Source organism: Caballeronia sp. SEWSISQ10-4 2 (assembly GCF_030464885.1).
Classification (GTDB): domain Bacteria; phylum Pseudomonadota; class Gammaproteobacteria; order Burkholderiales; family Burkholderiaceae; genus Caballeronia.
In genome coordinates, this window is record NZ_JALPRJ010000001.1 from 56,314 (window position 1) to 79,238 (window position 22,925).

General features: G+C 62.7%; 14 protein-coding genes. 6 read left to right on the forward strand and 8 right to left on the reverse strand.

Annotated elements, in window-relative coordinates; genetic code table 11:
- The first annotated feature begins 124 nt into the window (after positions 1-124).
- A complete protein-coding gene (locus M0D69_RS00275; protein ID WP_301780111.1) occupies positions 125-1,723 on the forward strand; it encodes an L-lactate permease in 1,599 nt (532 codons plus the stop codon).
- A gap of 18 nt (positions 1,724-1,741) precedes the next feature.
- On the opposite strand, the gene arfB is transcribed toward M0D69_RS00275, so the two are convergent.
- From arfB to recC, 4 genes are read right to left on the reverse strand one after another with little or no spacing between them, the layout of a single operon-like run.
- On the reverse strand, positions 1,742-2,155 hold the full coding sequence (gene arfB, locus M0D69_RS00280; protein WP_301780112.1) for an alternative ribosome rescue aminoacyl-tRNA hydrolase ArfB: 414 nt from the start codon (positions 2,153-2,155) through the stop codon (positions 1,742-1,744).
- The gene (locus tag M0D69_RS00285; RefSeq protein WP_301780113.1) at positions 2,152-4,179 is read right to left on the reverse strand and encodes an AAA family ATPase; all 2,028 of its coding nucleotides are present in this window, start codon (positions 4,177-4,179) and stop codon (positions 2,152-2,154) included. The genes arfB and M0D69_RS00285 overlap by 4 nt, the downstream gene beginning before the upstream one ends.
- Positions 4,176-7,853: an exodeoxyribonuclease V subunit beta gene (gene recB, locus M0D69_RS00290; RefSeq protein ID WP_301780114.1), complete on the reverse strand. Its 3,678-nt coding sequence runs from the start codon at positions 7,851-7,853 to the stop codon at positions 4,176-4,178. The genes M0D69_RS00285 and recB overlap by 4 nt, the downstream gene beginning before the upstream one ends.
- Positions 7,853-11,233, reverse strand: a complete 3,381-nt coding sequence (recC, locus tag M0D69_RS00295) for an exodeoxyribonuclease V subunit gamma (RefSeq protein WP_301780115.1) — start codon at positions 11,231-11,233, stop codon at positions 7,853-7,855. The genes recB and recC overlap by 1 nt, the downstream gene beginning before the upstream one ends.
- Positions 11,234-11,487: 254 nt before the next feature.
- Here recC and M0D69_RS00300 point away from each other — a divergent pair, with 254 nt between their 5' ends.
- On the forward strand, positions 11,488-14,154 hold the full coding sequence (locus M0D69_RS00300) for an FUSC family membrane protein (RefSeq protein WP_301780116.1): 2,667 nt from the start codon (positions 11,488-11,490) through the stop codon (positions 14,152-14,154).
- 38 nt (positions 14,155-14,192) lie between these two features.
- On the opposite strand, the gene M0D69_RS00305 is transcribed toward M0D69_RS00300, so the two are convergent.
- Together M0D69_RS00305 and M0D69_RS00310 are read right to left on the reverse strand one after the other, a co-directional pair.
- Positions 14,193-14,399 (reverse strand): hypothetical protein, encoded by a 207-nt coding sequence (locus M0D69_RS00305; RefSeq protein WP_301780117.1) that lies wholly within the window; start codon positions 14,397-14,399, stop codon positions 14,193-14,195.
- A 122-nt stretch (positions 14,400-14,521) separates the two neighbouring features.
- Positions 14,522-14,998: an Lrp/AsnC family transcriptional regulator gene (locus M0D69_RS00310; RefSeq protein ID WP_075645426.1), complete on the reverse strand. Its 477-nt coding sequence runs from the start codon at positions 14,996-14,998 to the stop codon at positions 14,522-14,524.
- A 148-nt stretch (positions 14,999-15,146) separates the two neighbouring features.
- Here M0D69_RS00310 and M0D69_RS00315 point away from each other — a divergent pair, with 148 nt between their 5' ends.
- Complete coding sequence (locus tag M0D69_RS00315) at positions 15,147-15,689, forward strand: cysteine dioxygenase family protein (protein WP_301780118.1); 543 nt, start codon at positions 15,147-15,149, stop codon at positions 15,687-15,689.
- Between the two features lie 49 nt (positions 15,690-15,738).
- Here M0D69_RS00315 and M0D69_RS00320 read toward each other — a convergent pair whose 3' ends face one another.
- Both M0D69_RS00320 and M0D69_RS00325 read right to left on the reverse strand, forming a co-directional pair.
- Positions 15,739-18,309, reverse strand: coding sequence for a mechanosensitive ion channel domain-containing protein (locus M0D69_RS00320; RefSeq protein ID WP_301780119.1), 2,571 nt, complete (start codon positions 18,307-18,309; stop codon positions 15,739-15,741).
- Between the two features lie 160 nt (positions 18,310-18,469).
- Positions 18,470-18,955: a hypothetical protein gene (locus tag M0D69_RS00325; RefSeq protein WP_301780120.1), complete on the reverse strand. Its 486-nt coding sequence runs from the start codon at positions 18,953-18,955 to the stop codon at positions 18,470-18,472.
- Positions 18,956-19,265: 310 nt separating this feature from the next.
- Between M0D69_RS00325 and M0D69_RS00330 the strand changes: the two genes are divergently transcribed.
- The 3 genes from M0D69_RS00330 to M0D69_RS00340 all read left to right on the forward strand — a co-directional run bounded on the left by M0D69_RS00330 (position 19,266) and on the right by M0D69_RS00340 (position 22,924).
- Positions 19,266-19,574, forward strand: a complete 309-nt coding sequence (locus M0D69_RS00330; protein WP_301780121.1) for a hypothetical protein — start codon at positions 19,266-19,268, stop codon at positions 19,572-19,574.
- 688 nt (positions 19,575-20,262) lie between these two features.
- Positions 20,263-21,093, forward strand: a complete 831-nt coding sequence (locus M0D69_RS00335) for an IclR family transcriptional regulator (protein WP_301780122.1) — start codon at positions 20,263-20,265, stop codon at positions 21,091-21,093.
- 469 nt (positions 21,094-21,562) lie between these two features.
- Positions 21,563-22,924 carry an MdtA/MuxA family multidrug efflux RND transporter periplasmic adaptor subunit gene (locus tag M0D69_RS00340; RefSeq protein WP_301780123.1) on the forward strand — a complete coding sequence of 454 codons (1,362 nt, stop codon included), beginning with the start codon at positions 21,563-21,565 and terminating at the stop codon, positions 22,922-22,924.
- Position 22,925: the final 1 nt, after the last annotated feature.

The window sequence follows — 22,925 nt, forward strand, 5'->3', positions numbered from 1 at the left end:
TCGCACTGTGTGTCGGGCGACGGCGCGCTTTTTGCGCACCGAACAAGCTCACGGGGCTGTCAGCACCGGTCGCCCAAGATCGGAGAACGCCACGCGTTCATCAAAATAAGAAGCAGGAGACGTTATGTTTCATCAGATTCTGACGCCTGTTGGCGGCTCACTTGGCTTGTCCTTTCTCGTCGCTGCATTACCCATTGTCGTCGTGCTCGTGCTGCTTGGCTGGGCGCGCCGGCCAGCCTGGCAAGCGTCGCTCGCCGGATTGATCGTCGCGATCGTGATTGCCATCGCCATCTGGCATTTCCCTGTGGGTCTCGCAATCAATTCCGTCGCGGCGGGCGCCGTGTTCGCCGTCTGGCCGGTCATGTGGATCGTCTTCGCGGCGATCCTGCTTTACAACATTGCGCAGCGCTCGGGCCGGTTTGAAGCTTTCCGGGTCTGGATGATGGATAACCTGCCCAACGACCGGCGCATTGTGCTGGTGGTGATCGGCTTCTCGTTCGGCGCGCTGCTGGAGGGAATCTCGGGTTTCGGCACGCCCATTGCGATCACCAGCTCGCTGCTGATCCTGCTCGGTTTCCCGACGCTCGAAGCGCTCACGTTCACGCTGATCTTCAACACCGCGCCGGTCGCGTTCGGCGCGCTCGGCGTGCCGATCACCGTGCTCGGCGCAGTCACCCACCTGCCCACCGATGCCCTCGCCAAAATGGTCGGCCGACAGCTGCCGTTCTTCGCGCTGATGCTGCCGTTCTACGTGATCGGCGTGTACGCGGGCTTTCGCAACATGCTCAAGATATGGCCGGTGCTGCTGGTAGCGGGCGGAACGTTCGCACTCACGCAATTCGTCACGTCGAATTTCATCAGCTACGCGCTCACCGACGTGCTCTCGTCACTCGTGTCCCTCATCCTCACGATTGCGTTCCTGCGCGTCTGGAAACCGGCGCCGGACGAGCGTTTCGCCGTCAACGTGGAGCGCGCGGCACAGACCCGCGGACAGCTTTCCGGCGGACACGGCTGGGTGCCGTGGATCGTGGTATCGGTGGTCGTGATCGTGTGGACGGTGGCGAAGATCTTCCTTATCGGCGATGTCAAAGTGCCGTGGCCCGGCCTCGACAAAGCCGTCTTCATCACGCTCTATAACCAGCCGTACGGCGCGATCTGGGACTTCCAGCCGCTCGCGACCGGAACCGCGATCCTGGTCGCGTCGATCATCACTGCGTTGATCGTGCGGCTGCCGGTGAGCGAATTCGGCGCAGCGATTGTCGATACGTGGGTGCAGACGCGTATCGCCATTTTCACGGTTGCGACCATTGTCGGGCTCGCGTATCTGATGAACTACTCGGGGATGAACTACACGCTCGGCCTGGGCGTGGCGTCGGTGGGTGCGTTCTTCCCGCTGGTGTCGGCGTTCCTCGGCTGGGTCGCGGTGTTCCTGTCCGGCAGCGATACGTCCGGCAATGCGCTGTTCGGCAACCTGCAGGTAGTGGCGGCGCGGCAGCTCAATCTCAATCCGATCCTGATGGCCGCCACGAATTCGTCCGGCGGCGTCATGGGGAAGATGATCTCGCCGCAGAACATCTCGACAGGTGTGGCCACCACCGAACTCAAAGGCAAGGAAGGGGTGGTTTTTGCCAAGACGTTCAAGCATTCCATCCTTCTAACGGTGCTGCTCGGTGTGCTGGTCTGGCTGCAACAGAACGTGCTGACGTGGATGATTCCGCATTGAAGGCGGCCGGGGGGTGCCTCACTCCCCCGTTACCCGTCCCCGCGTTGCTTTCACGGCTCCTCGCCGCACTTTCCCCTCCACTCTTCGCGTCTGCGATGCCCGCGTCGGCTTCGTCGCCACGCGCGTGCGGCGTGTCACGCTGACGCGCTGGATCATCTCGTCGAGCCGCGCAAGCGCCGCTGCACGATTCATGTCCTGCGTGCGGTGCTCCTGCGACTTGATGATGATCACCCCGTCGCGCGTGATGCGGCTGTCGCGTAACGCGAGCAGGCGCATCTTGATCGTGTCCGGCAGAGTCGACGCGTGAATGTCGAAACGCAGATGAATCGCGCTCGACACCTTGTTGACGTTCTGTCCGCCCGCGCCTTGTGCGCGCACGGCGGTCAGCTCGACCTCGTTCGGCTGGATCACGTACTCGATCGAATGATTCACGATGCCGCCTCCACAATGCGCGCGGCCAGACCCGAATCACGCCGCGTAGGTGTCCGGACAGCCTGCGCGAACACAGCCGCCGAGCCGATCACATCGACGCGGCTGCGCGCCCGCGTAATCGCCGTATAAACCAGTTCGCGCGACAACATCCGGCCAAACGCGCTCGGTAACACGAGCGCGGCGTGATCGAATTCCGAACCCTGCGATTTGTGGACGGTCAGCGCGAACGCCGTATCGTGAGGCGGCAAAGCGGCGGGCGAAAGGGTTCGCAACGTTCCGTCGGCCATGCGGAAGCAGACTTGCATTGCACCGCCCGGCGCCGGCAGCGCAATACCGATATCGCCGTTGAACACACCTAGTGCGTAGTCGTTGCGTGTGACGATCACCGTCCGCCCCGCGAACCATTGCGCGCCCGCTCCCAGCGTGACCGATGCAGCCGCGCGAACCCACGCCGAGACACGCGCGTTGATTTCATCGACACCACGCGGTCCATGCCGTGTCGCGGCAAGGATGCGGAAGCGATTAAGCGCATCGAAAAGCGGCGCTGCGCCGGTTCCCGCCTGGAGCGCGTCGGCGAGCGCTCGCGCGTACGGTTCGAAACCGGCATTCAAGCGCGCGAGCGTGCGGTCTGAGAGATGGGGTCCGGCGTCGTCGATAAGCATCGCTGCTTTCGTTTTGTCATCCTTGCTATCGGGCGTCAAAGAGGCAAGCGCATCTTCCACGGAACCGCGCCGGATAGCGACCGACAACCTGCCGATATCCGAATCCAGGCCGAACCGGTAATTTCGCTGCAACCACACGACGCAATCGGTCAACGGACTTGCCGCGGTTTGGTCGAGCGCTAGAGGCACCACCGGATGCCAGTCGACTTCGGGCAAGCTGGCGAACGCTTCGTAGCCGTCGGTGCCGTCGTCGGGGATCAGGTAGCCAGTCTCGTCGAGCCATGAAGGTTCGGTTTCTTGGGTTTCTTGTATCGGCGCCGCTTGATCTTCGCCATCGTTCGGCAGCTCGGCGATGAACCGATCCGCCGGCATCGACAACGCCGCAGCGATCCGCACCGCGCCTGCATCGCTGAAAACCGGCCGCGCACTTAGCTCGGCGAATACAGCGCCCGCTTCCACGGCAGCGAGTTGATCCTTGTCACCGAGCATCACAAGCCGTGCGCCAGGCGCGACCGCTTCGAGAAGATGCGCGGCCAGCGCGACGTCGATCATCGATGCCTCGTCGATCACGATCACATCGAACGGCAGCGGATTGTCGCGATGATGCCGAAAGCGCCCGTTCGCCTGCGTACCAAGCAGGCGCTGGAGCGTGAACGATGTGCGCGGCAGACGCGCGGCCAGCTCGGGCGGCAAGTCGCTGGCGCGCTCCACCAGCGCCTCCTGCATGCGCTGCGCCGCCTTGCCGGTCGGGGCCGCGAGCGCGATGCGCAAAGCCGGATTTTCATCGAGCAGGCACGCGAGCACGCCGACGACCGTCGTCGTTTTCCCCGTTCCTGGCCCGCCGCTCACGATAGTCAAACGCCCCGACAACGCGACCAACGCAGCCACACGTTGCCAGTCGATGTCGTCATTTTTTGACGCCGTGAAATACCGCCCTACGCGCGCTTTCAATTCAGCCGGATCAATTGCCTCAGCCGACACGCGGGCGCGTTCGACCAGCGCCCGGGCGAGCCGCCGCTCGTAGTCGAAATATCGGGCGAGATAGATACGCCGGCCGGAATCGATGACGAGTGGCAGCAGATCCGCAGCCGCTTCTTCACCGTCACATACCACGCCGCTCGCCATCAACGCGATGTGCACCGTGCCCGCGGTCTCGCCGTACCGTTGCGCGAGCGCATCGAGGGCGATGCACACATGACCCTGCGTAGTCGCGCGGCTCACGGCGAACGCAGCGCGCTGCGCCCAGCGCACGTTGTTGGCATCGCCCTGAAGGCGCTTCGACAACGCGCCTATGCGGCGCGCGAAACCGTCGGCGAGCGCAACGCTTTCGTCGGGAATGAGAGTGAGATCGGGCGCGTTCATGCGGCGACTCCTTGCATCAGCCGGTCGAGCGCGTCGATCAGCTCCAGCGATGGCTTGCCCACATGCACACCCGCTGGCCGGTCGCCGTCCTGCCAATCGGGCCGCACACCGCGCACGAACAAATACAAATAACCACCGATATGCCGCTCGAACGCATAGTCGCGCAGCCGAATCCGCAGATAACGATGCAACGCGACAACATAAAACAGGGCCTGCAAGTGGTAGGCATGCGAGGCCATTGCAGCATTGAGCTGCGGCTCGTCGTAATCGGCCGGCGTCAGCCCAAGATGATTCGACTTCCAGTCGACGATCCAGAAGCGCCCTTCGTGCTCGACGATCATGTCGATAAATCCTTTGACGAAGCCGCGCAAACTTCCGGCTTCGAGTGCGACGTCGGGGAAACCGTGTGCAACGAGCACGCGCCGCAACGCCGTGAAATCGAGCGATTCCACCGGGAAGAGGAACTCAAGTTCGTTCATGCGCCGTTTCGTGGCGATGGCGTTCAGACGCATGCCGGGTAAGAGTTCGGTCGCGACCGTATCGGCGAGAAGGCGCGACATCATCGCGGGCAGGTTGACAGTCAGTGCTTCGGACGCGAATACGGGAATGGGATGTTCATGCAGCGCGCGCTCGATCGCTTCGGGCCACGTGGCGGAATTGGTGAAATCCGCGAGTTCGTACATCCGGTGCAGGCATTCGCCCGCCGACGGTCCGCGCGGGAACGCGAGGATATCGTCGGCATCGAGTGGGATCGGAGCCATGGGCGACGGGGCCTCGATGGCCGTTATGGCATCGATCCGACCGTCGTGGTCAGGACGTTCATCGGCGGGCTGCGGCTGGTTTGACTCCTCGCGCGCGCCGGCCGCGATCATCGAACTGAAGCTCGCGGTTCGCCAACTGTCCCGCACCACGCGTCGACTGGTTCGTGGCTGCGGCACAAACGCCGTATCACGGCGCACGACCAGCGGTTCGCGAACGTCGATCACAGGCAAGGGTTCTACCGAAATCGACCCCGTTGCAAGCGCTTGCCAACTTCCGATCACATCGTCTTCTTCGGGCGGCTCGGCGAGCCAGTCGCCGAACTCGCGACCCGCACCCGCGATCAGCCAGTTCAGCACGCTGCGCCGCGATTCCTTCGCCGATTTACCGATCAGATACACGCCGCCGACCACGTAGCACCGATACACCGCGCGCGTCAGGGCCACATACACGAGCCGCGCGCGCTCGGCCGCTTGTTCGCGCGTGGCGAAGCCGGCTGCGCGCTCACCCTCTTCGTCGGTATAGCCGTAATGCAGCACGGCCGCGCCATCGTCGTGATATTCGCGGGCATCAGGCAGTCCAGACGAAGGCGGCTCGCGCAACGCGCCGTCGTTCAGGAAAGGACAGAATACAACTGCGTATTCGAGTCCCTTCGATTTATGCACCGTGACGATCTGCACCAGATTGCGGTCGGATTCAAGCCGCAACTGCGCATCTTCTCCGCCGCCCTGCTCCGCGCGTTGCGCGGCAAGCCAGCGAAGCGTCGGCGCAATGCCCGGCTGCACCGCGCCACGCGCTTGTATCAACTCAGCCAGATGATTGACGTTCGTCAGGCGGCGCTCGCCGTCTGGACCAACGACCAGACGCTGCGCAATCAACAACTCACGCGCGAGCGTGCGCCACATGACCGCGAAACCGCGCTCGTGCCACAACACCCGATAACGCGAAAAACGTTCGACCCAGCTCATGGCGTCGGCGGAACCTTCTACCGCTTCGCTATGCTCCAGGTTCCACAAGGCTTCAGCGTCGAGTCCCAGCCAGTCCGTTGCAAGCGCCGCGCGCAGACGGCGCAAGTCGCCAGGGGTATCGATAGCGGCCAGCAGACGCTCGATCTGCTCAGCATCGAACGTTCCGAACACCGACGCCTGTGCCAGTTCCACGCTACCCACGCCCCAGCTCGCGAGCACGCGCTTGACGAGACTTCCCTGCCGATGCGTCTGCACAAGCACCGCTATCTGACCAGGCGACAAGGGCTTTTCGCCGATGGTGACTTCGCCGTTCTGAGCGCCGCGCAACATACGCACGATCTCCGCCGCGCACGCCTCTGCAGCCTGACGATTCGCGTTCGTTTTCGACAGCGCCGAATCGCCTTGCGGCAATAACCACACGCAAAAATCGGCGGTATCGGAATACGCGGCCGATGCGGTGTTGTCGCTGAACGGCTTGCGCTCACGCGTGCCTTCACGCACCGGCTGGTACGTCAATCCATCGAGGATGAACGCCGCCGGGTTTGCACTGAAAATGCGGTTGCAGGCATCGATGATCAGCGCGGTCGAACGCTGGTTGACCGCGAGCGTATATCGCGCCGACGCCCGCTCGCGCGCCTGCAGATACGTGTGTAGATCAGCGGCACGAAAACTATAGATGGCCTGCTTCGGATCGCCAACCAGGAACAACGGCCCTTGCGGCGCGAAAATGCTGTTGAAGATCTCGAACTGTAGCGGATCGGTGTCCTGGAACTCGTCGATCAACGCCGCCGGATAACGTGTCCGAAGGGCATGGGCGAGCCACGGATTCGCGGCCAGCGCCTGATACAGGTTGGACAGCAGATCGTCGAACGACACCACGCGCCTTGTCCGCTTGCGCGCCGCCAGCTCCAGCGGCGCGTAGTCGAGCCACTCACGCACGATGCCAAGCCAGGCCGCGCGCTGCGCCGCTTCCGCGGCGGCAGCGGCGGCGGCCAGCGTCTCGGCGTGATCGAAGAAAGCGTGCGAAGGCGGCTCGTTCTTCACCTTCGTGCCTTTCTTCAATGCGCTCGCCGTGAGCTTCAACGCTTCTTTCGGGGGCGCGGCGTGACAGTCGTTGTCGGCAAAATAGTCGGACCACGCGGCAATCGCGGCATCGATCAAGGTGCGTTTGTGCGTGGTCTTGCTGAGCTTCGTTTCGGCGTCGAGCAGCAACTGAACGATCGTGTCGCGCTCGGCGTGCCACAACGCGCCGGCGGTATCGAACAAGGCTTGCGCGTCTTCGCGACCACCCACTTCGAGCTCGCCCCAACGCAACTTGGCGAGCGGCTTTTTCAACCGGCGCGAAAGCTGCACATCGAGCGATGCCGGTCCTGCGCCCTTGCTCACGAGCCACGCGGCAAACGATGAATCGCGCGCCGCCGCCGGCTCGACCCGCTCACGCCAGAAGTCCGCTGCCATCTCGAAACGCAGCGCGCTGTCGTCGGCTTCAAGTTCGAACGCGAACGGCATGGTTGCAGCGAACGGCGCTTCCTGCAGCGCACGCTGGCAGAACGCGTGAATAGTGTGGATGGCGGCTTGATCGAAGGTATGCAACGCGATGTTGATCCGCTTGAACGCCTCATCGGGATCGACGCGTTGAAGCGTTGTGTCAAACAGGCGCTCGAGAAACGCGTCGCCTGCAGTGTCGCCGGTTTCCATCGCGTGCGCGATCTGCACGAGGCGCGAGCGGATGCGTTCGTGCAATTCAGCCGTGGCCGCCTTCGTGAAGGTGACGACGAGAATTGCGTCGGCGGCGAGCCTCTTTTCGAGCAGCAGGCGCACGTAGAGCGCGCAGATGTTCCACGTCTTACCCGTTCCCGCCGATGCCTCGATCTGATTCACGCCATCGAGCGAACATTCGAAGACGTCGAGTTCGGCGGCAGTCATTGCCGTTGTTTGCGTATGCATCAAACGTCGCTCCGCATGTGCCGGATCAGCGGCTCGAAGACGATTCTGGCCAGCGTAGCGAAGGTTTCATCGAGTCTCAGTTCAGCGCCGCGAAACGCGATACGCAACGCGGGATCGTCCGATTCACCGCGCGTCCTGTCCGATATCCACACGCCCTGCGCCTTCGACTCGCTTTCCTTGACCCACGTCCAGGCGCTCTTTGGAAAGAACCGCAACGGCAACCGCCGCCCGGCGCGATACAACGCGGCGAGCGTCGCTAAATGTGCATAAGGATCATCGACGGGCGTCAATTCAAAGCCGCTCGATTGCGAGCCGCGACCATGCCACACCGTGCGTCGTGGGCCATCGGGCAAAGCGGCGCAGTAGGCAAGATGCGCGAGCCACGCGGAGAGATAGTCGCGAGCGCGCGGCACGTCGTATCGATAGATGATCTGGCCTTCGTCAGTGAGCAAATTCAAGGTGCCGTAGATTTGTAGCGGCTGCAAAGCATCGGGTTGCAACGCGGCGTCGTAGCGGCCGAACAGTTCGGCATCCGGCCAATGCGGCGCGATATCAAGCGTGAACGGCAAGCGCACCGCGCCTTCCTCCGTCGCGGCACGCACGCGGTTGGCAAGCGAATGCAACGCGCCGATTTCCCGCGATTGCCACACGCCGCCCGTCGCGCCACCCGGCATTTCGGGACTCGCCCGCGCGACGCGCCGCGCACGATCGAGCGCACGGGATTCGTCGTCCGCGGTGAGAGCGAGAAGCGACGGCAACACCCGATCGGCCAGCGCAGCACGGCCTGGATATTCAAGCTCGAACGGTTCTGTATCGCCGAGTTCGGTTTCAGCGTCGAAGAGCGCAATGCCGAGCCGATCGCGCAATATCGCGCGTGCAGGATGACGCCAGAAACGCTCGAAGTCGTCGAACGCGACGGGCTCCACCTCTTCGGCCTGCAACGGCGCGCTGAAGAATTTCATCGATGGTTCGATCCTGCCGAGGGCCAGCGTTCGCGCCAGTTCCGCGCGCTCCGGCTCGTAGGTGAACAACGGCGCGCTGAAGTATTCCGGTGCGAACGGCTGCAACGGATGCTCGAACACGAAGCGGCGGCGCGCGTTCTCAAGCTCCTTCGGCGATGCACCCTCGCCCGCCACCGTATCCGCCAGATAGTCGAGCAATTCGTCGATCAGCGCGGCGGGCGGCAACGCGGCGTTGTCGCGAATGCTGCGTCCCGTGTACGCGATCATCAAACGGTCACGCGCGGACAACAGCAAGTCGAGGAACAGGTTGCGTTCATCGTCGCGGCGTTGCCGGTCGCCTAATTTTCCGAAGCTCGCCATCAGGTCGAATTCGTCGGCACGCGTGAGACTCGGCAACATGCCGTCGTCCATGCCGAGCAGGCAGATCACGCGATACGGCAAGCCGCGCAAGCTCGTCAACGATGAAAACGTCACGCCGCCCCAAGGGACGCCGCCACGCGCGGCGTCGTCAAGGGCGTCGGTGAGCGCCGTGCGCAGGACATCGGCGGCGATTTCCGTGTCCACCGCGCCTTCGCCCATCGAAAGCATCAATGAGTCGAGCGTCGCCCGGACGTCGGCGATTGAATCCGCGAACGGCAGGCCGGCATCGAAGAACAGCGTGAGCGCCTCCAGCAGCAATTGCGTCCAGGCCTGGGGCGTACGCGGCGTGGCGATACGCTCCCCGAACGCATCGATATCGTCGATAAACCGCGTCAACCGGCCGAGCAATTCAGCGTCCGACCCTTGCGCGCCGCCAACCGGCAACCACTCGTCGACTGGCGCGCCGCCGTCGGGCAGCGCGTAGCCGAGGAAAAGCCGCGTGAGAGCATCGGAGAAAGTGTGGCGGGCTGCGGGCACATCAACGCCGGTTACTGCCGACGGGGCAAGCCCTCGCCGCGCGCCGGCCGCCGCGAGCCACGTCTGCGCAGTTTCCAGCGCAACGGCGTCAATGCCATAACGCGCCGCGACCGCATCGACCCGCAACCACTCGATCAGCTCCGGCGCGCCGACGCTGCGGTCAGGCAACGCCAGCCAGTCGAGCAACACGCGCGCGACCGGATTCGCCTGCGACGGCGGCAAGCCCGTGATCCGGTACGGAATCCGCCGCCGCTCACCCGCCACACCAGCCGGCGCGGTGCCAAACACGCCATCGATCAGCGGACCCGCCGCCGCGAGATCCGGAAACGCCACGAGCACGTCGGACGGCTGGAGCCCGTCCATCTCGTCAAACCAGCCGAGCAAACGGTCATGCAACACCTCGAGCTGCCGCGACAAGCTGTGACACACGTGAATTTCGATTCCGGGTTCAAGCGCTTCATCCGGCTCGGAAATCTCGTTCAAATTGAGAATCGCGTTCTGCACGTGCGCAAGCCACGTTGGCGCTGAATTTTCCTCGAAATGACTGGCTTCCCGAGATGCCGCGCTCTCTGTCAACTCGTGCAGCATGTGCAACTGCGCCTGCGTCTGACGGCCCCATTCGGCGAGCAACGGATGACCGACTTCCTGAAAATCCCGCTTGCCCGCCAGTTCGAGTTGCTCTACGCGCGCCTCACTCACGATGTCAAACCAGAACTCGCGGCACGGATTGATGGCGTAGATACGCACGTCGACCCAGCGCGACAGTTCACGCAGCAACGCGATATGCAGCGGCGGCATGGTCGGCAACGCGAACACACTCACGCGCTCCGGCCACTCGGCTTTCATCACGGCATCGAGATCGAGTTTCGGCGATTCAGTGAGAAACCGGTACGCGGGTGGCGTGGGATCGCGCGCGTCGGCATCCAGCGCAAGATCCGCGAGCAGCGCACGCCATAGCGCGGCCTGCCAGCGCTCGTCCTCGCGCTGGATCGCGGTCGCGTTCGGCAGGCGCGGGCCGTTCGGGTCGACCGCGCCGCCCGTGGAGGCCAGGATCGAGCCGCCCGCCTGCCAGTGCTGCAGCCATTCCGGCCGATACGTCAGATAGTGATCGAACACCGTCGCAATACGGCGCGCGAGTTCGTAGCGCATGGAGTCGTCGGCGGCATCGAGGTAGGCACGCAGCCGCGACGAGCTCTCCGGCGCAGCCTCGGTCATTGCGCCGAGCAGCCGGAAACAGCGCCACACCAACCGGTCGGGCGCGAACGGCGAATGCTCGGGCACCGGCAACACCCCGCCGATCCGCGCCCACAGCCATTGCGCGAGATAACACAGGTCCACATTCGCGCAGATGCCGAAGCGCGCGGCCATGTCCAGCTCGAGCCGCCGGCGCACCGCCGCGCTCGGCACGATGATCGTCTGGCTCGCGAACGGATCGCCGTCATTCAATGCAAACGCGGCGACGTCGTCGAGCAACGCCTGCAACAGCGTTTCATGGCGATTCGAATAAAAGAGTTCGAGCATGGATCCTGCTGGTTGAGCGTGAATCGAACGTGATAGGCAACGGCTTGTTCTGCAAACCCAAGGACGTGTCGCGAGGTGAAACGACAGGATAGCAAAGGCCGTTCTCAACCGGGATTCGTCCGAACGGCCTAGGTTTCGATGCCATCGAGTTGGGTTAGACTCGAAGCCACATTGAAACAGGTCCGAGTGCCCAATGTGGCAAACCGAGACCATGCCGGGACATAAGACACCCCGGGCAGCAAACTAGGAAGTCGATGCGTTACTCGCTAGAAATCAGAAAATTCATTTATAGCCAGTACTTCTTCGGTGGCTTGCGGATCGCGCTCGGCGTCTCGCTGCCGGCCATACTGATGCTGACGGTGTTTCACAATCGTGAACTCGGCTTCACGATTGCGACCGGTGCGCTGGGCGCGAGCGTCGTCGACATGCCGGGGCCGCTGAAGTACAAGCACAACGAGATGCTGGCGTGCACGGTGATCGGTTTTTTATCAGCGCTGGCTACCGGGATCGCGAGCGCGAATGCAGTGACGCTGTGGCTGACTGTCGTGCCGCTCACGTTCGTGTTGTCGCTGATCGTCGTGTACGGCAACCGCTGGCCGCAGATCAGCTTCGCCACGCTCTTCATGATGATCGTGACGCTGGAAGAGCATTTCACGCCCATGCAGGCGCTCGTCAACGCATCGTGGATCTTGCTCGGTGGCCTCTGGTACACCTATTGGGCGACGTTCGTCAGCCGCTCTCTGGTTCATCGGATCGAGCGGCAAGCGCTCGCTGAAAGCGTATTCAGTTGCGCCGAGTATCTGTTGGCGCGCTCTGAGTTTTACGATCTCGACACCAATCTCGACGAGTGTTATCGAAAGCTGATCGAAAAGCAGATTGCCGCTGTAGAGCGTCAGGACGGGGCGCGCGACATCGTGCTGCGTAACCTGCCGAAGTTGCGAAGCGGCAAGCTCGACGCACGGCGCGTCATGCTCTTCAACCTCTTTATCAATGTGGTCGACCTGCACGAGATGTTCGTGGGCGCGCACACGGACTACCCGATGGTACGCAACACCTTCGGCGGCTCGGACATCCTGATCTTCTATCGCGACCTGATGAGAAAGGCCGCGCTCGATCTCGAGGACATTGGCCTCGCCGTGCTGCAAAACCGGCCAGCGCGCGCGCGGATCAACGTGAAGGCCGAGTTGCGCGCAATCGAATACGAGCTCGACCAGATGCGCCGGCACGGCGTCCCGCAGAAAAACCCGGAGGCCTATTCGGCGGTGTCGTCAGCGTTCAGACGGCTTTGGAGCGCGACACGGCTCATCGACAAAATGCGTCGCCGGACGCGGCATGATCCGAGCGTGACCGAGACCGAGATTCGCGTCGACCCCATGTTGTCGCGTTTTGTGTCAAGCCGGCGCGTGCCGTTCATGCAGATTTTTTCGAACCTGTCGATGGCCTCGCCGAGCTTCCGGCACGCACTGCGCGTAACGATCGCGGTCGGCGTCGGGTTCTGGCTCGCGCGTCTGTTGCCGCTCACCAACGCGTACTGGATCGTGATGACCACGGTCATCATTCTCAAGCCCGGTTATTCGCTCACCAAGCAGCGCAACGTGCAGCGGATCATCGGCACGGCAATCGGCTGTGCCGCGTGCGTCGGGTTGATCCTGGTGGTGAAAGACCCGCACGTGTTGCTTGTGGCCATGTTCGCCTGCATGGTCATGAGCTACAGCTTGCTGCTCTTCAACTACACGGCGAGCGTCGCGTTCACATCGGCTTATGTGCTGCTGATGCTGCACTTGCTCGCGCCGGGCGGCATGCGGCTGATCGGAGAGCGCGCCATCGACACGGCCGTTGGATGCGCCATCGCAATCGCCGCCAGTCATCTGTTTCCGTACTGGGAATACCGGCTGATGGGCAAGCAGGTGCGCGACATGATCGCCGCGATGCGCAATTACCTGGAGGCAAGCTGGTGGTGGACCGGCAAGCCCGGTGCGCCAGCTGAAGCGAAGAGCGCGGCGGACGCCAATCTTTTCGCCGATACCAACGCCGGAACGGCGCAAGCGGCGACAGCCGCACTTGCACGGGCCGAGGCCGGCGAAGCGGAACTTGCGGCAGCGGGGGAAAGCGCTTCGCGCAGCGCGCTCAGTGGGACCGGCGCCGGTCAGTCATCGGTCGCGAGCAACGTGGCGTCCGCTTCCACAGAAATGGCGACATCGGAAAGAAGCGGCGCAGCTACCAGCACGGACGAAGACGTAACTACGAAGCAAACGGACGCTGCGACAACCAAGACCCCGGATCAATCGGCGGCACGACGCGAACCGGCTCTGGCTGAAACGAGCGGCAAGAGCTCGGCATCGGCATCGAAGAAGAAAACCGTTGCCGGCGAAAGCGCGGCCGCGACCGCTATTTCAGGTGCCTCCGCCGCAGCAGCCGTGGCAGCGGAAGCGCTGGACAGTGACTTCCGCTATCGCCTCGCGCGCAAGAACGTGCATATCGCGTTTGCCAATCTCGGCCAGGCGTTTCAGCGCATGATGCTCGAACCGAAGGCGCAGCAGAAGTTCGTGCCTGAACTCAACGATCTGCTGATCCGCAGCCACGTGCTCGCGTCGCAGATCACGGCGGCGGGACCGTTGTTGCAATCGGTAGGAAAGTCCGCTGCGGGTCACGCGGCGCAACCCGTGCAGCGCGCGCTGACCGTCATCCGCGACAATCTAACGCAGGCGCACGACGGTGTGCCCGCCCCCGACGATCAAGCCGAGCAGTCGAAGCTACTCACGCGCGAACTGGATTCAATGGTGGTCGGCGCGGAGCGTGCCGAAGATATCCCGGCCGACGCCGTCCAGGATCTGAAGCTGCTCGCGCACCAGTGCAAGCAGATGCTGACGGCGTCGCTCCTGATTCGCAAGGACGCGAGCCTCATCAACTTGCCGGAGTGAGTGGCTGATCAGGCCACTGACGCATGAGCCGGAGAGCGTTACTGAGAAGCACCGGCCGCGGATGCGGCGGATGCAGCAGCGCTCGCTTGCGCCGGCGGGTTTTCTCTTTCGTACTCACGCTTGTCGCGGATCGCGTTGAAGAACAATGTGCCGATCACAAGCAGCACCACGACCACGATAAGAATGCTGATCGCGAAGGTGGGGTTCTTCCGCGTCGGGGCCTTTTTGCGGCGGTCATCGGTCATGAAATCGAAGCTCTGAGTGGGATTGGGCGAAGCGCAGGATCTTACCCGACATGGATTTCAGAAGGGTTGCACCGGTCTGCCACTCGCCACGCTGCAACGCTTTCCACGTCGCGCCCAAAACCTCAGTTTCCTGTGACCCCGAGCGGCGGCCGCACGGGCAGCGCGGTGGAATATTTAATCTGTTCCATCGCGAAACTCGAACTCACGTCGTAAAGCGGGACAGCGCGGATCAGCGACTTGTAGACGCGATCGTAATCGTCGATATCCGACACCACCACGCGCAGCAAATAATCGGTCTCCCCGCTCATTCGATACACCTCGACCACTTCGGGGATATCGCGTACGGCGCGCGTGAAGTCCTCCGCCCAGGTCTGCGTGTGCTGGTTCGTCTTCACCGCGACAAACACCGTTGTCCCAACGCCCAGCTTGCGTGGGTCGCAAAGCGCGACCTGAGCGCGGATCACGCCGGTCTCCTTCAGCCGTTGCACGCGTTTCCAGCATGGCGTCTGCGAGAGATTGACGCGTGTCGCCAGCTCGGCAATCGGCATTGTCACATCTTCTTGCAGCAGTTCCAGCAACTTGCGATCGATGAGGTCCATGCCCACAGCCTGCCCCTTATAGGAAATTATTCTACTTTTCCACGCCTCGACGAAATTATATGGAAACTTTTTCCACATGCAAACCGGTATAAATGAGGCTCAGCTTTCCGCTCCTTTCAGCCCGATTCCGCTTCTTCACGAGCTCGCCATGACCCTCGCCCTCGATACAAAATCGCCGCTCGCGCTGTTGTCCCAAACACTCGATCAAGCCTGTTGCCTCGATCCGTCGTCGGCGGGGTTCGCACTTGGCGTGCGTGCGGCACTGAGCGGGTTATCGAGGGAAACCGGCCTTTTATCGGACGCCCAGCGGGAAAGCGGACTGGATTGTTATCGGCGGCATTTGCTCGTCGCCGATCCGCTCGGCCGCTACGCCGTCGCGGCGCTCGTCTGGCAAGCCGGTCAGGCAAGTCCGGTGCATGGCCATCACACGTGGTGCGCCTATACGGTGATTGAAGGAGCGCTGTCCGAGACGCTGTTCGCGTGGGATGCCGACGCGCATCGGGCAGTTGCGACGCGCCGCCATGAGCGGGCTTGCGGCGCGGTGTCCTTTGTCGGCCCGGGGCGTGGGGCAATTCACCAGTTAGGGAACGCGTCGGCCACGGGACAGACCGCCGTTTCCATCCATGTCTATGGCGTGCCTGGCGCGCAAATCTCGACGCACGTCAACGATCTCGTCACAGTCGCCGCCTAGCGCGCGTTGGCTTGGGCGTTGGGCCAATACTGATGCCCAAACCCCCACGCTACGCTTTTCCCGGCTCCGACGCCGTCGGAATCTGGGGCGGCACCTGGACGGATTGATCGGTCGGCGGCGGCGCGGGCTGCGGCTCATGCGACACGTCCCGGGCCTTCGCGGCCGCGCTCCGCTCCACAGGCGACAATGGCACCGGCTCTGTCACCTCCTCCATCTCCTCCCACGACGTGTCTTTATTCGCCGCTTCCCGCGACACGCGCACCTGCATTTGCGGCACGGGAACGTCCATGCCGATCTCGTCCATCTTGCGCTTCACCCTTACGTTGAACGCCCGCGCGACGCTCCACTGCTGCAGCGGCAGCGTCTTGATCTGCCCTTTCACGACCATCCAGTTGGGATCGAAACGGTCCAGTCCCCACACTTCGATCGGCCCCAGCATTTCGCGCCGGTATCGGAAATCGGCCATCAATTCCGCGCCGACCTCGCGAATCATCTGCGTGATCTGGTCGACATCGGCGGAAAACGGCACTCGCACCTCGAACACCGCATAAGCAAAATCGCGCGACAGGTTCTTCACCACCTTGATCTGCGAGAAAGGAATGGCGTGAATGGCGCCCTGCCCGTCACGCAGCCGCACGGTACGGATGGTCAGCGTTTCCACCACGCCCGCGTGGCCGCCGTCGACCTCGATCGAATCCCCAACGGAAATGGTGTCCTCGATGATGATAAAAAGCCCCGTGATCAGATCGGCCACCAGCGACTGCGCGCCGAAGCCCACCGCCAGCCCGATCACGCCGGCGCCGGCGAGCAGCGGCGTCACGTTCAACCCGAGATTGGCGGCAGTAACAATCGCCGCGACGCTCAGCAGTCCGACAAACACCACGTTGCGGATCAGCGGCAGCATGGTGCGCGCGCGCATGCTCGGACCGCGCCCCTTGCCGCGCGGCGTATTCGGATTGAGCGCCTCCTGAATCCCCGTATCGATCAGGATCCACGTCAGCCACGCGATGAGAATAGTCAGCAGGATCGCACTCACCGCGTGCGTGATGCCGCGCGCGGCGACGCTTTCTTCGGCGAGTTTCGTGAGCGAAAAACCCCAGAAACGCGACGCGAGTTCGAGGAAAACCATCCAGATGGCCAATACGACCAGACGGCCAAAAAACTTGAAAAGCCGACGCACGTAGGCCGATTGCCGGCGCGTCTTGCGCTGCGGCAAACGCGTCACGCGCAACACGACGGCGCTAAGAAACAGTCCGACCACCAACAGCCCAGCGGTTGCGATCGCCATCTGCAGCACGTTCTCGGAGGTCCCGATGCCCGCGAGCGTCGCGATCACCGACGCCGATGCAAGCAGCAGCATAGGTACCTGCCAGAGCGAGCCCACCACTTCGAACGTCTCCGTCGCGGCCTTGTGCCGGCTGCGCTGCTCGTACGAGCGGCTGCGGATCAGATGGGACACCGGCCGCTGGAACGCCAGCGTGAAATAGCCGGTCAGGACCGCCGCGCTCATGTTCGCGACCGTCGCGAGCAGCGCGGACAGATTCGTGCCGAGTTGCTGCGCCACGTCGTAGTTCGATGCGGCGTCGCCCAGTGCGCCGAGCGTGCCGATCAGGAACAACAGGCGGCGCGCATGCAGAATCAGCAGATTCACCGCCACCCGCCGATGCGCCGAGCCGAACAGCGAAAACATGATCAGGCAGATCGACGAAAACACCGCACCCGCGACGATGGCGTAAGCCGTGACCATCGCAAGTGTGCGGCCGAGCGACACGGGCATCAGCCGCACAAAAGTGAGCGCCGCGATAAAAGCGAAGAGATACGGCCCGACTCGCCGCAGTGCGAAGATCAAGAGCTCGCTGGTGGTCGGATTGGGACGCAGGCCGAAATGCACGTTGTAACGGGCGTGCAAGTACCGCTGGAAGTACACCAGCAGATAGGCGCACAGACCCCAACCTGCGAGTGTCAGGAAAGAGTTGAACAGCGTGCGCCCAAAGCTTTCACGGCTTTGGCCCGAGACGATGGTGAACAACTCGTTGCCGGCTGCATTCAGGCGGCCGCCCCAGTAGTTGAGCGGCGTATGGCCCCGACTGAAATCGGCCTCGATATTCGCCAGCCCCGACGCAATCGCACCCAGCAACCCAGTTTTCGGCGTGATGGCCGCGACGACCGCCGACGCTGCCGTCGATGCGCTCGCCGGCGCAGACACAGCAGCAGCCACGCCAGCCAGCGCTGCCGTGCCCGTGCCGTCGGACGCCGCGGCTGCGTCGGCGGGTTGCGCTGCGGCATCGGCGTCGCGCTTGGCGTCGCGGAGCTTTTTCAGTTGCGCGACCAGCGCCGTGCGTTGCCGGTCGCTGTCGAGCGTAGAGATAACCGTGTCGAGCGAGCGAGCGAGGTCCGCCTCGCTGGCCGGACTCGCCGCGGTGCCCGAGGCACCAGAAACAGCGGCGGAAGCCGATGCCGGGCCGGGTGCCGCAGGTTTGTTGATGAGCTCCTGAAACGACGGCAGCGTGAGCGCCGGCGGTGCGGCATTGGCGTTCGGAGAGGTAACGGTGAGCGCCGCGCTGACCAACGCGGCAAATGCCAGCGCGCCAGCGAGCGCCCGGATGCAGCTTGGCTTCATGGCGGTGCGAAAAAGGTAAAAGACCGCCAGTTTAGCCGCTGCGCTGAAATTATCTTTAGACAAAACAGTCACGCGGGTAACGAGATGTTAGCCCGCAGCGACCTTGTTCGCGGCATTGAGAAGCACGACGGCACGCTCGAGAAGTCCAGTCGGCGCCCACCTATTTGTCCATATCCGCGCGTGCATTTCCCGGGTCCGACGACGTACTGGACGAACCGCCCGAGCTCGTTCCCGACATTCCGCTGGTCGCGCCTTGAGCCGCCGCCGAGCTTGCCGACCATGCCTGCAGCTTGCGTCCTGTGGCTTGCAGACCCGCGCCGGTATCGCTTGCGGCATTCACGATAGCCGCGTTTGTCGCACTGGCCGCGCCTTCCATGTTCGCACGCGCTGCTGCCGCCACGCTGCTCGCCGACATATCCGGCAACGTGCCCGCCGACTGCAAGTTCTGCTGCGCGGACTGCTTTACCGAGTCCGCCTGCTGGCCGACATAGCTCGCCGCCTGATCGAATTTCTGGCCCGCCTGGCTGGCCAGGTTATTCATCGCGCCGACAGCCTGCCCCGCCGCAGCTTCGTGCTTCTCGCACGCAGCCAGCAACCCAAGCGCCACCGCAGCGCCGGCCAGCCGGTTCATCCAGTTCTTTTGCATCGTTGTCATCATCCTGTTGGGAGTGCCGACTTGCCGCCCACCCGATGGTTACATTCGCCGGTTCAACGGCTCACTCGAGACTCATGATAACCGTGCGCGCTCAGCCCCCATCTTTCCGGGGTGCAACGCTGGCCGTTCGGCCGGGTTTCGGGCACGTTCCTGACAAACGGCACTAGTGCCACGAGCAAAGCCACCAGCACCGTCTCGCAACGTTGACAATCCAACCCGCTTTAAGACGCTTCTGATTCATTTCATCGACGCCAGTTCTTACAGTGCTGGCCATCCCTGAATTCGATATTGAAGTGTTGCCTTGACCCTGATGAATCTGCTGATTGCCCTCGTTGCCGGGCTGATCCTCTTCGAACCGTTCACGCGCACGCCGATGTCGCGTTCCGTGCGTTTTTCCGGCCACCGCGACCGGGCCAAGCGCGCCTTTGCGCAAGCGGGCGTAGCGCTGGTCGCGGCCATGATCGTCGCGACGAGCAATCCCGAGCCTCAGCAGGTTTCTCCGGTACTCGTGTTCGGCAGTGCGGCAATATTAGGTATCGCAGGAATCTATTGGGCGTTGCGCGGCCGGCGCCTGCTAAAACCGGGCAAGATATTCACCGCGCACCGCTAGTGGCATTGATAAGGACATCTGTCCTGCGCGCGGGTGTATCTCACCGTGTCCTTTCGCTTTAAAAAGGCATAACCTTGATGGCGAAAAACCCCGCATCTTTGTAGTTCACCTGAAAATACTAAACACGCGGGGGAACGAAGCGGTATAAAAAGAAAATAAGATGGCGTAAGGATTTGAATAGCCGATGCGCCACGTCGAGCGTCCATCGCCTTTGACACCGCGGCAAGTCCGTACCAGTCAGCAGCGCTTTTCCGTACACGCACATACGAACGCAGCACACGCCCATAGGCCGCGACGGCCACAGCGCTTTTGCGAGAGCCTTTGACGAACCAAAAAAAAAGGCGCTACGTTGCCGTAGCGCCTTAAAAGTTCTAGCCATTCCGAGGGCCGTGCTAGAACCTGAGAGCTGGTTATCGATCGCAATTCGACGCGCGCAACTAGCGCTTCCGGAGTGCTTTCGAAATCGGGTTCCATTTTTTACGTTATGCGAAACCTAGTCAAGCGAAATTTCGAGGATTGAGCGATTATCTAGCGGTATGGTACGCGGGTTTAATGACAAAAACGGGTCCAGCAAATACACGTTTTCATTGCTGGTTGATACGATTCCGGCAAGCGGAGACGCGCGTACTCAGTCAGCTTCGATGAATGGCGTCTCCAGCCTTTCCAACGAAACCAAGTTCCAAAAATAATGCACACCACTGAGAGCCGGCCTTCGAGCCGGGAAAAGGAAAAAGGGCGTGATGGGGAAGAAGTCGTCGCGTTGTCGCGAGGCCTCGACGTACTCAGGCGAATCGCCGCCGCCGACGCTCCGGTCAGCAATCGTGAACTAGCCGAATGGACGGGCATTCCGAAGCCGACCATCTCGCGGTTGACGGCGACCCTCGTGAGCGCCAATTTGTTGTTTCAATTACCCGACAGTGAGCGGTTCGTGCTCACGGCCTCGGTGCTGGAGTTGAGCAATGGTTTCCTGCGCAACTTCGACATCCGTGCACGCGCACGGCCGTTTCTCATCGAACTGGCGGACCGGACTACGCTGAGCGTTCATCTGGCCGTACGCGACCGGCTGGACATGGTCGTGATCGATACCATCCGGCCACGCTCGGCCGTGCTTGTATCGCGGCTGGAAGTGGGCGCACGGATGGATCTGGGACGCACCGCTGTCGGCCGCGCGTATCTGGCGGCGCTGGGCGAAGCCGACCGGATCGGTCTGCTCGACAGTCTGCGGACCGCTTCGGGCGACGACTGGCCGAGCATCGACAGCAGCCTGAAGCCTGGCCTGGAAGACGCGGTGCGCCGTGGCTTCGCCATCTCCACCGGTGACTGGCACCAGGGGCTCAATGCCGTGGCGGCGGGTTTCGTCGGGCCGTCGGGGCAACGTTATGCGGTCAATTGCGGCGGCGCCGAGTACCAGGCACCGCGGGACGCACTACTGAACAAGGTCGCGCCGGCCCTGCTCGAGTGCGTCGCGAAGATCACGCATGAGATCGGCGGAACACCGTCGGCGCGCCTGAGCGAATAACGCGCCGCCGCCTGATCGACGGCGAAACACCTCATGTGCCGCTTTGCACCTGCACCGGCATCTAGGGCGTTTCGTCGTCGATCACCTTGTCCTGCGCATCTTCCCGGCCCACGCGGTTTCGTCCAAGGCGATGCGTAACAACCTCTTTGCGTGACTCGCAAACGCACAAGACGATACGATGTCGCCGCGCCTTCTGAACGCCCTTTTCGAATTGCCTTCTGTCCCACCCGGCACTCGTAACGTTCGTAATCAATCGAAAGAAAGATAGCTGGACTGCAACGAAGCACGGGACGTAGCATCATGCTTCGCGCGCCCGGCCAATCTTTCAAAGCTTTCGCTCTGGTGACTGCTCCAGGCGCCTATGGCGTTTTCGGCACGCATCAGGATCCGTCCGCTCAAACGCCCAAATCAACGCGCCAGCACCTCAAGACAGTTTCCGAGCCCACCGACTCACCGAGCCACTGAAACGATGGACGAACAGAAAAACCACCCAGCGCCACCGCCTCACTCTGAACGCCGTTCGCCCACCTCCCAAGCCTCGACTCCCCCTCTGTCAGCCTCCCAGCCTCGCCGGCGCCGGCTTCTGTGGATCGTCGTCATAGTCCTGATCGTGGCGGGTTTGTTCGCATGGCATCCGTGGAACCGGGGCAGCGCGAATAACCCGCAGCAGCAGGCAGGCGGCGGGCGGCGCGGTGGTGGTCCCGGCGGTCCGGGCATGCCTGCTCCGCCGCAGCCCGTGCATGTCGCTACGGTGACGCAAGGCGAAATGCCGGTGGTGATCAACTCGCTCGGGACGGTGACGCCGCTGGCGTCAGTGACGGTCAAGACGCTGCTCAACGGCACATTGCAGGACGTCGCCTTCCAGGAAGGCCAGATGGTCAGGAAGGGGGACGTGCTGGCGCAGATCGATCCGCGCCCTTACGAGATCTCGCTGCGCAATGCACAAGGCACGCTTGCCAAGGACCAGGCGCTGCTACAAACGGCGCGCCTGGACTTGAAGCGTTACCAGATGCTGCTCTCGCAAGACTCGATCGCGAGCCAGCAGGTGGACACGCAGGCGTCGCTCGTCCAGCAACTCGAAGGCACAGTGAAGGCGGACCAGGCGAGCGTGGATACCTTCAGGCTCGACCTCACCTATGCGCGCATTACGGCGCCGGTGTCGGGCCGTGTCGGTTTGCGGCAGGTCGATCCGGGCAATTATGTAACGACAGGTGACACGAACGGTGTCGTCGTCATCACGCAACTGCAGCCTATCAGCGTCATCTTCACGACCTCTGAAGACAATCTCGCCGCCATTCTGAAACCGCTGCATGCCGGCACGAAGATGTCGGTGACCGCTTATGACCGCGCGAACACCACGTCGCTCGAAAGCGGCTACCTTGAAACCATCGACAACCAGATCGACACCACCACGGGTACCGTCAAGCTGCGCGCGCGCTTCGACAACAAGGAAAGCATGCTGTTTCCGAACCAGTTCGTGAACACGAAACTGCTCGTCAATGTCATCAAGGACGCGACCATCGTGCCCACGCCCGCGGTGCTGAACGGCTCGTCGGGCGCGTTTGTGTATGTGGTGAAGCCGGACAATTCGGTGACAGTGCGTAACGTGAAGATCGGCCCGATCGATGGTGAACGCACCAGCATCAAGACAGGTCTGCAAGTGGGTGAACGCGTGGTGATCGACGGCTCCGACCGGCTGAAGGAAGGTGCGAAGATCACTATTCCGGCAGACAAACCCAAAGCTGCTTCAGGTGCTTCCGGGGTTGCTGCTTCGGGTGCCATAGGCGCGTCGGACGCGCGTCGTGGCCACCATCGTCCGGCGTCGCAATGAT

Coding starts and splice junctions, on each gene's coding strand:
- M0D69_RS00275 (WP_301780111.1), top strand. CDS start 125: ATGTTTCATCAGATTCTGACGCCTGTTGGCGGCTCACTTGGCTTGTCC.
- M0D69_RS00285 (WP_301780113.1), bottom strand. CDS start 4,179: ATGAACGCGCCCGATCTCACTCTCATTCCCGACGAAAGCGTTGCGCTC.
- recB (WP_301780114.1), bottom strand. CDS start 7,853: ATGCATACGCAAACAACGGCAATGACTGCCGCCGAACTCGACGTCTTC.
- recC (WP_301780115.1), bottom strand. CDS start 11,233: ATGCTCGAACTCTTTTATTCGAATCGCCATGAAACGCTGTTGCAGGCG.
- M0D69_RS00300 (WP_301780116.1), top strand. CDS start 11,488: ATGCGTTACTCGCTAGAAATCAGAAAATTCATTTATAGCCAGTACTTC.
- M0D69_RS00305 (WP_301780117.1), bottom strand. CDS start 14,399: ATGACCGATGACCGCCGCAAAAAGGCCCCGACGCGGAAGAACCCCACC.
- M0D69_RS00310 (WP_075645426.1), bottom strand. CDS start 14,998: ATGGACCTCATCGATCGCAAGTTGCTGGAACTGCTGCAAGAAGATGTG.
- M0D69_RS00315 (WP_301780118.1), top strand. CDS start 15,147: ATGACCCTCGCCCTCGATACAAAATCGCCGCTCGCGCTGTTGTCCCAA.
- M0D69_RS00320 (WP_301780119.1), bottom strand. CDS start 18,309: ATGAAGCCAAGCTGCATCCGGGCGCTCGCTGGCGCGCTGGCATTTGCC.
- M0D69_RS00325 (WP_301780120.1), bottom strand. CDS start 18,955: ATGCAAAAGAACTGGATGAACCGGCTGGCCGGCGCTGCGGTGGCGCTT.
- M0D69_RS00335 (WP_301780122.1), top strand. CDS start 20,263: ATGCACACCACTGAGAGCCGGCCTTCGAGCCGGGAAAAGGAAAAAGGG.
- M0D69_RS00340 (WP_301780123.1), top strand. CDS start 21,563: ATGGACGAACAGAAAAACCACCCAGCGCCACCGCCTCACTCTGAACGC.